The organism is Stella humosa (assembly GCF_006738645.1).
In the GTDB taxonomy this organism is placed as follows: Bacteria; Pseudomonadota; Alphaproteobacteria; order ATCC43930; family Allostellaceae; genus Allostella; species Allostella humosa.
The window spans coordinates 716316-728534 of sequence record NZ_AP019700.1; the positions used below are offsets into that span (position 1 = coordinate 716316).

The window sequence follows — 12219 nt, forward strand, 5'->3', positions numbered from 1 at the left end:
CGAAATCGACGGAGAGCACACGCGGACATGCGCAGGATCAAGTTGGACAGGATCGACCGGCGCATCCTTCGCGATCTTCAGTCGGACGGGCGGATGACCAATGTGGAACTGGCCCGTCGCGCGGATATCTCGGCCCCGCCCTGCCTGCGCCGCGTGCGCGCGCTGGAGGAGGCGGGCTTCATCCGCGGCTTCCATGCCGACATCGACCCCGCCCTGCTGGGCTTCGGCGTCACCGTCTTTGCCTCCGTCGGGCTGTCGAGCCAGGCCGAAACGGACCTGCGGGCGTTCGAGGACCTGGTAGGAAGCTGGCCCGAGGTACGCGAGTGCCACATGCTGGCGGGCGAGAACGACTTCCTGCTGCGCATCGTGGCCCAGGACTGGGACACCTATCAGCGCTTCCTCACCACCCGGCTGACCGCCGCCCCCAATGTCAGCCACGTAAAGTCGGCGCTGGCCATCCGCTCCTCCAAGGAGCTGCCGGGGGTGCCGATCGAGGAAGAGGTCCCGGAGCCCGCCTGAGCCGGCCCCGGGAACAAGCAGGCGTCAGGCGTCGAGCGCCTTCACGATCTCCTCGCACATTTTCTTGGCGTCGCCGAACAGCATCATCGTGTTGTCGCGGAAGAACAGCTCGTTGTCGACGCCGGCATAGCCCGAGCTCATCGACCGCTTGATGAACAGCACCGTCTGCGCCTTCTCGACGTCGAGGATCGGCATGCCGTAGATCGGGCTGGCCGGGTCGGTCTTGGCGGCGGGGTTGGTCACGTCGTTGGCGCCGATGACGAAGGCGACGTCGCAGGTGGAGAAGTCGCGGTTGATCTCCTCCAGCTCCACCACCTCGTCATAGGGCACGTTGGCTTCCGCCAGCAGCACGTTCATGTGGCCCGGCATGCGGCCGGCGACGGGATGGATTGCGTAGCGCACCTCCACCCCTTCCTTCTTCAGGATGTCGGCCATCTCGCGCAGCGCGTGCTGGGCCTGGGCCACGGCCATGCCGTAGCCGGGCACGACGATGACCGAGCGCGCGTTCTTCATGATGAAGGCCGCGTCCTCGGCACTGCCGGATTTTACCGCCTTGTCGCCCGCCGCCCCGGCCGGGCCGGCGACGCCGCCGTCGGTGCCGAAGCCGCCCAGGATGACGTTGAAGATCGAGCGGTTCATCCCCTTGCACATGATGTAGCTGAGGATGGCGCCGGACGCGCCGACCAGCGCGCCCGTGACGATCAGCAGGTTGTTCTGCAGCGTGAAGCCGATGCCGGCGGCGGCCCAGCCGGAATAGGAGTTCAGCATCGAGATGACGACCGGCATGTCGGCGCCGCCGATCGGCAGGATCAGCAGGAAGCCCAGCGCCAGCGCCACCAGGCAGAGCAGCCAGAAGGCGACACCCGATTCCGACGCCACCAGCCAGGCGCAGAGCAGCAGGATCGCCACGCCCAGGGCGGCGTTGAAGAAATGCTGCCCGGGAAAGACCAGCGGCTTGCCCGACACCAGGCCCTGCAGCTTGGCGAAGGCCACGATAGAGCCGGTGAAGGTGATGGCGCCGATGGCCAGGCCCAGGCTCATCTCGATCAGGCTGGCGGTCTTGATGCTGCCGCGCACGCCGATGCCGTAGGATTCCGGCGCATAGAAGGCCGCACCCGCGACGAACACCGCCGCCAGGCCGACCAGGCTGTGGAAGGCGGCGACGAGCTGCGGCAGGGCCGTCATCTCGATGCGCAGCGCGATCACCGTGCCGATGGTGCCGCCGATCAGGATGCCCAGCAGGATCATCCAGTAGCTGACGACCTCGGGCGAGGCCAGCGTGGTGGCCACCGCCACCGTCATGCCGATGATGCCGTAGAGGTTGCCCGCGCGCGAGGTGACGGGCGAGGACAGCCCGCGCAGGGCCATGATGAAACAGACCGACGCGACGAGATAGAGGATCGCGGAGAGGTTGGCGCTCATGATCCGGGCTCCCTCAGCGCGTCTTCTTCTTGAACATCTGCAGCATCCGGTGGGTGACGATGAACCCGCCGAAGATGTTGACCGATGCCAGGATGACCGCCAGGAAGCCCATGACCTTGGCGAAGCCGAACCCGCCCGGGCCGGCCGCGATCAGGGCGCCGACGATGATGACGCTGGAGACCGCGTTGGTCACCGCCATCAGGGGCGAGTGCAGGGCGGGCGTCACCCGCCAGACGACGTAGTAGCCGACGAAGCAGGCCAGCACGAAGACGGCGAGCGCCCCGATGGTCGGGCTGAGCTCGGCTGCCTCGGCCGTGCGCTGGGCGATCTGCCCGGCGTCTCCCGCCAGCACCCGCAGCTTGGTGGCCAGCACGTCGGCGTCGCCCGCAAGCTGGCCGGCGCGCGTGGAAATCTGGTTGGCGTCCATGCCGATCACCCCCCCTGGCCGGCAAAGGCCGGATGCACGATTGCCCCACCCCTGGTCAGCAGGGTCGCCTTCACGATCTCGTCGGCTGTATCGATCTTCAAGGTCCCGGAGGCCTTGTCGACCAGCGGCGTCAGGAAGGCGACGAGGTTGCGGGCGTAGAGCTGACTCGCATCGACGGCGATGCGGCTGGCCGTGTTGGTCCAGCCGACGATGGAGACGCCGCCGTCGGTCACCGCGATCTCGTCCGGCCGGCTGCCGGCGCAGTTCCCGCCCTGCTCGACCGCCAGGTCGACGACGACCGCACCCGGCTTCATGGCGGCCACCATCTCGGCCGTGATCAGCTTGGGCGCCGGCCGGCCGGGGATCAGTGCCGTGGTGATAACGATGTCCTGCTTGGCGATGTGCTGGGCCACCAGTTCGGCCTGCTTGGCGCGATAGGCGGCCGACATCTCCTTGGCATAGCCGGCAGCGGTCTCGGCCTGCTTGAACTCCTCGTCCTCGACGGCCACGAACTTGGCGCCCAGGCTCTCGACCTGCTCCTTGGCGGCGGGCCGCACGTCGGTCGCGGTCACGATGGCGCCCAGGCGCCGGGCCGTCGCGATCGCCTGCAGCCCGGCCACGCCCGCCCCCATGACGAAGACGCGGGCGGCGGCGACCGTGCCGGCCGCCGTCATCATCATCGGGAAGGCCTTGCCATAGACATGGGCCGCTTCCAGCACGGCGCGGTAGCCGGCCAGGTTCGCCTGGGACGACAGCACGTCCATGGTCTGGGCGCGCGTGATGCGCGGCAGCAGTTCCATGGCGAACGCGTCGATCCCGCGCTCGGCATAGAGCCGCAGCAGGTCGGGCTCGGCATAGGGCGCCAGCATGCCGACCAGCACCGTGCCCCGGCGCATGGCCGACAGTTCGTCGACGGTGCCGTCGGTGCCGTGGGTCGGCCGCTGCACCTTCAGCACGACGTCGGCATCGGCCAGCAGGGTCGCCCGGTCGGCGACGATGGTGGCGCCGGCAGTCGCGTAGGCGTCGTCGGGCATGGCGGCGCTGCGACCGGCATCGGCTTCGACGGCAACCGTGAAGCCGAGCGCGACGAGGCGCTTGACCGAATCCGGCGAGGCGGCGACCCGGGCTTCTCCCGGACGACGCTCTTTTAATATGGCGAGCTTCATTGTACTCCGCTCTCGGGACCGCGGGACGGCGAGCATGCCGGCTCGCCCATGGTTTGTGAAGCCCGCGCGGTACACGCGGGATATCGGGGCCGCGGGCGGCGGTCCCGGTGCCCGTCTTGACGCCGCCCGCCGCGGAAGCGACGATCCGGCGCCCGCCCGGACCTTTGCCCGGACCCTTGCCCGGACCCTTGATTGTCTAGGATTGATCGCCGACGTGCAGTGCCTCCTGTCGTATTTCTGCCACAGTCCTCCCGGCCGGGCGCCGGTCGCAGGAATATTCGCGAGCGGCTGCCGTTCCCCCCATAGCAGTGCGGCGGGTCTGGCGTGACCGCTCCGATCGGTGACCAGCTCATCGTACTGCTGCCGCGTCTCCGGCGGTTCGCGCGGGGGTTGGCGAAGAGCATCGCCGATTCCGACGATCTGGTGCAGGCGGCGTGCGAACGCGCGCTGGCACGGGCACATCAGTGGCAACCGGGGACCCGGTTCGATAGCTGGATGTTCCGGATCGTGCAGACCATCTGGATCGACCAGATGCGGGCGCGGGCCGTGCGTGGCGAGGCGGATGCGATCGATCCCGAGGCACAGCCGACGGATGAATCGGTCCGCCGGGCCGAGGCGCGGATGTCGCTCGAGGCAGTCCAGAAGGCGGTGAACCGCCTGCCGGAGGAGCAGCGGGCGGTGCTGATGTTGGTGACGGTGGAAGGGTTGAGCTATAAGGAGGCAGCAGAGGCGCTTGACGTCCCCATCGGGACGATCATGAGCCGGCTGGCCAGGGCTCGAGCTGCCGTGCAGAGCATTACCGGCATGGGTGCCGGTGGCCATGGAGGTGGGGATGCGACGGTTTGACGACGAGACGCTGGTGGCGTTCGTCGACGGCGAGTTGGACGACGCTACGGCCCGCGAGGTCGCCCGCGCCGTCGAATCCGACGCCGATCTGGCCGCGCGCGCAAGGATTTTCCGGGATTCGGCCGTGGTCGTGCGGGCCGCCTTCGCCGGCGTCATCGACGAACAGGTGCCGGACCGGCTGCTGCTGGCCGCCCGTGGCGTCGGCGCGGCCGAGACCGCCAACGTGGTGCCGTTCCGGCGCCGCAGCGTCGTCTCGCGCTGGATCGCACTGCCGCTGGCGGCTTCGGTCGCGGCCCTGATGATCGGTGCCAGCGCCGGCTACTGGGCCGGGCGTTCGCCGGTCGCCCCCCCGGTGACGGAGATGGCGGCGGCCTCGGGCTTGGTCGACAACCTGGCCGGCTACTACGACCTCTACACCATGACCGGCGTCGAGCCCGAGCAGATGGCCTTTGCCGACATGCGCACGGGCGAGCGCGACGGCCTGCAGAGCTGGCTGTCGAACCGGCTGGAGCGCGAGACCAAGGTGCCGGACCTGTCGACCTTCGGCTACAGCCTGCGCGGCGGCCGGATCGTCATCTCCGAGGGCCGGCCGGCCGGCCAGATCATCTACGAGAACCCGGCCGACAAGCGCCCGATCGCCATCTATGTCGGCACCACGACCAAGCGCGACGCCCAGATCACGCTGGACCAGCGCAAGGACGTGAACGTCGCCTACTGGCGGCGCGAGGGGCGGACGATCGCCGTCTTCGGCAAGTCCGACAAGTCGGTCATCCGCGACATCGCGGCCAAGGTGGGCGAGGGCGGCGGGATCTGACGCCCTCGCTGCCACATCCCAGACGCAGAAAGAGCCCGGCCGTTGTGCCGGGCTCTTTCGCGTTTGGCAGACCTTGCCGCGTTTGGAATGCCGCGATCAGGCCGGGCGGGCAGGCCGCGCCGGCAGCCGCATGCCGAAGGCCATGGGTATCGCGATCAGCACGGCCATGCCGGCCCAGATCAGCGCCTCGCGGTTGGCCAGCGTCTCGCCGATGACCATGCCGATCGCGGCCATGATGGAGGCGCCGAACAGGATCGCGCGATGGTCGCCGGCGACCGCCGGGCCGCTGCCCGGGCCGAACAGGCCGTCGATCGCCAAGCCGGCCCGGCCGTGGGCGCGGCCCAGCGCGTAGCGGGCGGCCACGAAGACGAGGGTGGCCAGCAGCGGCAGCGCGAACAGCTCGTTGGGGAAGTCGCGATAGCGGCCGTCGAAGGCGAGCAGCAGCGTATGCCCGGCCGCCAGCACCGCCCAGACGGCATAGAGCCGGCCCAGATAGCGGGCCCAGCCCGGCGCCGGCACGCTCTCGGCGGCGCCCAGGCTGCGGAAGGCGAACGCGAAGCCGGCCGCCGATGCCAGGGTGATCGCCGCCACGAAGCCGGTCCACAGCAGGCGGTAGGTCGAATAGGCGTGGTTCCAGTCGAGCAGGATGGCGGCCAGCGCGCTGGTGGCGATCACCTGGCTGCCGGCCGCGATCCACAGTGCGGCATGGGGCGACAGGCTGCGCCGGGTGAAGGCGATCCAGCCCAGCAGCAGCAGCGCCGCGGCCGAGGTCAGGGCGAAATGGGTCCGCCAGTGGCGGTTCTCGACCACCTTGCCGTCGGCCCCCCACTTGGCCACCCGCTCGGTCGAGAAGAGGCCCCAGTTGGCGCCGACCGTGCCTTCCAGCTTGGCCTTCCAGCCCTGGTCGAAGGCCTCGATCAGGTTGTAGTCGACGCCCTTCTCGGCGGCCAGGACGCGGAAGCCGTTGATGAAGCGGGCCTTGTTCACCAGCGTCGGCACGGCCGGCCCGCGCGAGCGCCCGGCGCTGGGCCAGCCGGCCTCGCCGATCAGCAGCTTCTTGCCGGGAAAGGCCGCCTCGATCTCGCGATAGGCGTCCATGACATGGGTTTCCATGTCCTCCACCGACGAGGGGTGGTTCTCCCAGTAGGGCAGGATATGGATGGTGATGAAGTCGACCTCGGCCGCCAGTGCTGCGTTGCGCTTCCAGAACTCCCACACGTCGGCATAGCTGACCGGCTGCTTCACGCCGGCCTTCACTTGGCGGAGGTAGCCCGCCAGCGCGTCGGGCTTCTGCTCCTTGCGCAGCAGCACCTCGTTGCCGACGATGACGCGCTTGATGACGTCGGGATAGGCGTTGGCCAGCCGGATGAGCGAGGCCACCTCCTTGTCGTTCACCTTGGGATCGCTGCCGATCCAGGCCGACATGGTGACCTCCATGCCGAGCCGCCGGGCGATCTCCGGCACCACTTCCAGCCCTTCCAGGCTGGTGTAGGTGCGGATGCCGCCGACCCGGCCCTTCAGCAGGGTCAGGTCCTCCTCGATCTCGGCCGCACTCGGGTAGCGTTCGACCAGCGGGCTCTGGCCGTCGCGGAAAGGCGCAAAGGACACGCTGCGGATGATGCCGAGCGGGCGCGCCTCCAGGTCGTAGGGGCGGTTGGGCAGGCTCCAGAACAGCCAGTTGGCGGCGACCGCGGCGACGGCGCCGACAGCAAGGGCAAGCAGGCGCAGCAAGGGGGGCCTCCGGTCGGCGCGGACGGTGCGGGGAAGGGGGAGGCCGCCGACGCTAGCGCCGGCGATAGACGATGTAGCGGTCGAACACCTTGTACATGTCGTAGTTCATGAACTCGGCCGCGAACTTCGAATTTTGCATGAAGTAGGCTAGGTAGTCGAAGACCTTGCCGTCGCAGGTCGGCATGCCGGGGATGCGGTCGATGACGACCAGGGTCGGCTTGTGCATCACCAGCCCGTCCGACACCGTGTCGTAGACCCGGCGCTCGGCCGCCGACATCTGGTCGACCGGGTTGAAGCGCTGCGGGCCGCTGGCGGGGCAGTATTTGTACACGCCCTGCAGCACCCACATGCTCATGTAGGGGCTGGCCATCCGCGTCCCGGTGTAGTTGACCATCGGGAAGAACGGATAGATCCCGGGCGACAGGGCCAGGAAATGGTCCTTGTTCTGCTCGGCGTCGACCAGCGCGATCTGCCGGCCGAGGCGGCCGTCATAGCCCATGCGGTCGACCCGGAACCACGGCGGCTGGTCGTTGTTGGCGGCGACGTAGGAGAAGGCCAGCACGCTGATCGCCAGCGTGGCGCCCAGGCGCCGCTGGCGCAGGATGTCGGTCGGGCCGTAGCGCTCGGCGGCCGCCGCCAGGACGGCCGCCCCCAGCAGGATGAAGGCCAGGTCGGCATGCAGCCACTGGTGCGACCAGCCCTTGCCCTGCACGATCGTGGTGATGGCGGTGCCGATGGCGAAGAGCGCCAGCGTCTGGCACAGGCGCGAGCGCACCATCAGCACGGTGACGATCGCCAGCACGCCGATCCCGGCTTCGATCGGCAGGAAGCCGCGGTTGAAGGCGACGAGCGGGCTGGAATCGCCCAGGCGGGAATAGAACTCCAGCGTCATCGGCAGGATGACGTCGCCATACTCGGGGAAGGCCAGGAGCGTCAGCCCGACATACGCCGCCCACATGGCGCCCATGGTCCACGGCACCGGGTCGCGCAGGGCCTGGCCACGGCGGACCCAGAGCACGAAGAGCTCGATCAGCGCCGGCACGAGCAGGAAGAACGGCTTCAGCGCGAAGCCCGCCGCGGCCGCCATCGCGATGCCCAGCGCGATCACCAGCGGCACCCGCCGGCCTTCCAGCCGCAGTGCGGTCAGCACGACGTAGGGGACGGTCAGCACCACCATCAGGTGCTCGCGCTGGCCGAGCTCGCCCGGGGTCAGCAGCGCGAACAGGAGCGCCAGCGGGACCAGGATGGAGGTCAGCGTGCCGGGCTCGCCGCGGCCGAGCTGGCCGGCCCGCCAGGCGAGCAGCCGCCACACGACGAAGGTGGACAGGATCGAGGTGGCGGCGACGCAGGCGATGAGGGCGGCCGGCTCCGGCAGGCCGGTCCATTGCCGGATCAGCACCGGCAGCAGGCCCAGGATGAAGACCAGCGGCGGGTTGACGTCGATCAGGTCGACATAGAGCCGCTCGCCCGCCCACCAGCGGTCCGAGAAATAGAGGATGGCGCCGGTGTCGTGGTCGATCGGCGCATAGAACTGGGCCGCGACCCAGATCAGCGGCACCGCCAGGCCGACGGCGATGGCGCCGGCCAGGGCCAGCCGCCCGGTAAGGTCGCTGGCCGTGACGAGGTGGCGCCAGCCCGTGGCGGGAATGCCGGAGTCGATGGAGCGGCTGCGCCCAACTTCACCGGGATCATAGGTCGTCATAACGGGAGCCGCCGTACGCCTGAAGGTTGATGTTCAGGCACCTGTGGCACCCGACAGGCGGATAACGCGCCGCGGGGCAGCCTATTCCGCCGGATATCCGTCATCAACGGCCGACTTGCCGCAGGGCGCCGACGCCGGGATCAGGGGGTGACCTGGGCCACCCCGTGCAGCTGCGCCACATGCTCGCGGAAGGCCGTCAGCTCCGGCCCGCGCAGGTCGCGGGGCGCCGGCATCAGCGCGTGCATCGGGTTGGTGGCCTGCCCGTCGACCAGCACCGAGAAATCCAGGTGCGGGCCGGTCGAGCGGCCGGACGAGCCGACATAGCCGATCACTTCGCCCTGGCGGACGGTTGCCAGTTCGGTGACGCCGGGGGCGTAGTCGCTGAGGTGGCCATAGGCCGTCGCCAGGCCCCCGCCATGGTTGATGCGGACATAGCGGCCATAGGCGCCGCGCCAGCCGGCCCATTCGACGACGCCGTCGGCGGACGCGACGATGGGCGTGCCGATCGGCGCGGCCAAGTCGATGCCGCGGTGGAACATGCGGCGCTTCAGCTTGGGGTGGCGGCGCCAGCCGAATTCGGAGGTCAGGCGGGCGTCGGCCACCGGCATGGTGAGCGTCAACGGCGCCACGCTGCGGCCGCGCTCGTCGAAATAGCCGGCCGCCCCGTCGTGGGGCATGTAGCGATAGATGCGATGGTCGTGCCCGGCGACGCGCACGCCGATGTAGCGCGCGATATAGCTGGTGCCGCGGTCCTGGCCGTCGCGACGCTCGGCCAGGATCTCGAAGGCCGACCCGCGCGGCACCGGCCGCGGCAGGTCCGGGTCGAGCGCCAGCAGGCGGTCGACCTCCTCGGCCAGGGCGGGCGGCACCTCGGCGGTGGCGAGCGAGGCGCGCCAGTCGGCCGAGACGCTGCCGGTCATGGTGACCAGGGTGGCGGCGCGTGTGTCCTTGCCCTCGGACGCGGTGAAGGTGCCGTCGGCGCTGCGCACCAGCATGGCGTCGCCGCCCTGCGCCCGGACCACGCGCAGGGCCGTCAGGTTGCGCTCGCCGGCGTCGTTGGCGCCGTCGATCACCAGTTCGATGCGGTCGCCGCGCACCAGGCGGGCGCGCTCCTCGATGTCCTCGAAGGCATCGACGGCGGCAATCAGGTCGTCGGGATTGACGTTCTCGCGCACCAGCACGTCGATCAGGGTCTCGTCATCCTCGATGAGGGCGATGACCCGACGGTCGCGCGGGGCGGGCGCGGCCGTGGCCGATGCCGTGCGGTAGAGGCTCTTGCTGGCGGCGGGAGCAGCGGGGGCTGGAAGGGCCAGATATCCGCCGGCACGGGCGGGAACGATCTTGGGGGCCGGGGCGTTCTTCGATAGCGGCTTGCCCTTGGCGTCGCGCCCCTGGGGCTTGGCGGGCGGCAGCTTGGCGGCGGCCTTGGTCGTCTTGCCCGGCGGCGTCGGCTTGGCGGCTGGCGCCTTGGCCGGGAGTGTCAGCGGCTTGACCCCCGGGCGGGCCGGGGCGGCCTTGGCAAGACCCGGCTTGGCTTGCGGCAGGGCCAGGACCATCTTGGCCGGCGGCGGCTTCTTCTGCGGGGTTATGGCCTGCTTGGCCGTGGCGGCGGAGGCCGGACTTTCGCCTGGAAGAACCGCGGCGATGGCGGCGGCGAGCACGAACGCCGAAGTCTTCCCCCAGAATGACGCGAAGACCCCGCGCGATCCAACTCTACCCATGCCCCCCTCCAAGCCCGGTGATACCACCGGCGGGCCCCCAACCCGCCTTTGTGAACGATTGTTACGAAAGCCACAGGGCGTGTCAAACAACCATCTGTGGACGGGTGCGGCAAACGACGCTCTTGACGTCACCGGAATGCAGGCAAAATCGATTGATTCGGCCGAGTGATCCCATGCTGCGCCTGCGAAAAAAGACGACGACTAGGCTTCGACCCGGCCGCCGTCCGGCGCGAATCACTCGCGGGTGAGCGCGTCGCGCACCAGGGCGATGGTTTCGGCCACGCCGAACAGGACGATGAAGGAGCCCATGCGCGGCCCCTCGCTCTGCCCGAACAGCACCTCGTACATCGCCTTGAACCAGTCGCGGAGCTGGGCGAAGGGGTGGCGCTTGCCGATCTCGTAGATGGCGTTCTGGATGGCCGTGGCGTCGGCGCCCGGCGGCAGCGCTTCCAGGGTCGCCACCAGGTCCTCCAGTGCGGCCCGCTCGACGTCGGTCGGTGCCCGCGGGTTCTGCTTGGGCTTGATGATGTCCTGGTAGTAGCGGACAGCGTAGCCGGCCAGCCGGTCGAGGGCGGGCGCATTGTCCGGCGTCGTGCCGGGGGCGTAGCGGCTGATGAAGCCCCACAGCACATCCTTGGTCTCGGCATGGGCGACGCCGACCAGGTTCAGCAGCACGCCGAAGGTCAGCGGCACGTCGGCCGCGGGCGTGTTGTCGCCATGGATGTGCCAGGCCGGGTTCTCCAGCCGGGCGGCGGGCGCCTCGTTCGGGTACTTCTCCAGGAACGTCAGGTACTCGTCGACCGCCCGCGGGATGACGTCGAAATAGAGCCGCTTGGCCCGGCGCGGCTGCTGGTACATGAAGAGCGACAGCGATTCCGGCGGCGCGTAGGCCAGCCAGTCCTCCACCGACAGGCCGTTGCCGCGCGACTTGGAGATCTTCTGGCCGCTGTCGTCCAGGAACAGCTCGTAGTTGAAGCCTTCGGGCGGCACCGCGCCCAGGATGCGCGCGATCTGGCCGGACAGACGCACGCTGTCGATCAGGTCCTTGCCCGCCATCTCGTAATCGACGCCCAGCGCCACCCAGCGCATGGCCCAGTCGCACTTCCATTGCAGCTTGCAGTGGCCGCCCGTCACCGGCTGCTCGACCGTCCGTCCGTCCTCGTCCTGGAAGACGATGGTGCCGGCATCGACGTCGCGGTGGGTGATCGGCACCTGGAGGACGCGGCCGGTGCTGGGGCTGATCGGCAGGAACGGGCTGTAGGTCGCCTGGCGCTCCGCCCCCAGGCTCGGCAGCATCACCGCCATTACCTCGTCGTAGCGCTGCAGCACCGTCATCAGGGTCTGGTCGAAGCGGCCGGAGCGATAGCAGTCGGTGGCGCTCTGGAACTCGTAGTCGAAGCCGAACCTGTCCAGGAATGCCCGCAGGCGGGCATTGTTGTGCGCGCCGAAGCTGTCATGCGTGCCGAACGGGTCGGGCACGGCGGTCAGCGGCTTGCCCAGGTGCGGGCGCAGCAGGTCCGGGTTCGGCACGTTGTCCGGCACCTTGCGCAGCCCGTCCATGTCGTCGGAGAAGGCGAAGAGCCGGGTCGGCAGGTCGGACAGCAGGCCGAACGCGCGGCGCACCATGGTCGTGCGCACGACCTCGCCGAAGGTGCCGATATGCGGCAGGCCGGACGGGCCGTAGCCGGTTTCGAACAGGACATAGCCCTTGTCGGGGGCTTTATTGGCGAAGCGTTCCTGCAGCCGCCGTGCCTCCTCGAAAGGCCATGCCTTCGCGCTTTGCGCCAGGCCGCGCTGCTCCGGGTCCGCCACCGATCGTCTCCTGCTGCTGCTGGGAAAAAGGACCGGCGAAGCTATGCGCTGGCGCGGGC

General features: G+C 69.5%; 10 protein-coding genes. 3 read left to right on the forward strand and 7 right to left on the reverse strand.

Annotated features, from left to right (window positions below):
• The first annotated feature begins 27 nt into the window (after positions 1 to 27).
• A complete protein-coding gene (locus STVA_RS03370; RefSeq protein WP_123694211.1) occupies positions 28 to 519 on the forward strand; it encodes an Lrp/AsnC family transcriptional regulator in 492 nt (163 codons plus the stop codon).
• A 24-nt stretch (positions 520 to 543) separates the two neighbouring features.
• Here the strand turns inward: STVA_RS03370 and STVA_RS03375 are convergent, their stop codons facing one another.
• Genes STVA_RS03375 through STVA_RS03385 form a run of 3 tightly spaced genes read right to left on the reverse strand, consistent with a single transcriptional unit; the run spans position 544 to position 3534 of the window.
• The gene (locus tag STVA_RS03375) at positions 544 to 1941 is read right to left on the reverse strand and encodes an NAD(P)(+) transhydrogenase (Re/Si-specific) subunit beta (RefSeq protein WP_123694209.1); all 1398 of its coding nucleotides are present in this window, start codon (positions 1939 to 1941) and stop codon (positions 544 to 546) included.
• Between the two features lie 13 nt (positions 1942 to 1954).
• A complete protein-coding gene (locus STVA_RS03380; protein ID WP_123694664.1) occupies positions 1955 to 2368 on the reverse strand; it encodes an NAD(P) transhydrogenase subunit alpha part 2 in 414 nt (137 codons plus the stop codon).
• Positions 2369 to 2373: 5 nt separating this feature from the next.
• The gene (locus STVA_RS03385) at positions 2374 to 3534 is read right to left on the reverse strand and encodes a Re/Si-specific NAD(P)(+) transhydrogenase subunit alpha (RefSeq protein WP_123694207.1); all 1161 of its coding nucleotides are present in this window, start codon (positions 3532 to 3534) and stop codon (positions 2374 to 2376) included.
• Between the two features lie 324 nt (positions 3535 to 3858).
• Here STVA_RS03385 and STVA_RS03390 point away from each other — a divergent pair, with 324 nt between their 5' ends.
• Positions 3859 to 4380, forward strand: a complete 522-nt coding sequence (locus STVA_RS03390) for an RNA polymerase sigma factor (protein WP_123694205.1) — start codon at positions 3859 to 3861, stop codon at positions 4378 to 4380.
• Positions 4367 to 5194: an anti-sigma factor family protein gene (locus STVA_RS03395; RefSeq protein WP_142235633.1), complete on the forward strand. Its 828-nt coding sequence runs from the start codon at positions 4367 to 4369 to the stop codon at positions 5192 to 5194. The genes STVA_RS03390 and STVA_RS03395 overlap by 14 nt, the downstream gene beginning before the upstream one ends.
• Before the next feature lie 96 nt (positions 5195 to 5290).
• On the opposite strand, the gene STVA_RS03400 is transcribed toward STVA_RS03395, so the two are convergent.
• The 4 genes from STVA_RS03400 to STVA_RS03415 all read right to left on the reverse strand — a co-directional run bounded on the left by STVA_RS03400 (position 5291) and on the right by STVA_RS03415 (position 12160).
• Positions 5291 to 6925 carry a glycoside hydrolase family 17 protein gene (locus tag STVA_RS03400; protein ID WP_245978517.1) on the reverse strand — a complete coding sequence of 545 codons (1635 nt, stop codon included), beginning with the start codon at positions 6923 to 6925 and terminating at the stop codon, positions 5291 to 5293.
• Between the two features lie 52 nt (positions 6926 to 6977).
• Positions 6978 to 8627, reverse strand: a complete 1650-nt coding sequence (locus STVA_RS03405; protein WP_123694201.1) for a hypothetical protein — start codon at positions 8625 to 8627, stop codon at positions 6978 to 6980.
• A gap of 140 nt (positions 8628 to 8767) precedes the next feature.
• Complete coding sequence (locus STVA_RS03410; protein ID WP_142235634.1) at positions 8768 to 10348, reverse strand: M23 family metallopeptidase; 1581 nt, start codon at positions 10346 to 10348, stop codon at positions 8768 to 8770.
• 234 nt (positions 10349 to 10582) lie between these two features.
• On the reverse strand, positions 10583 to 12160 hold the full coding sequence (locus tag STVA_RS03415) for a lysine--tRNA ligase (protein WP_123694197.1): 1578 nt from the start codon (positions 12158 to 12160) through the stop codon (positions 10583 to 10585).
• Positions 12161 to 12219: the final 59 nt, after the last annotated feature.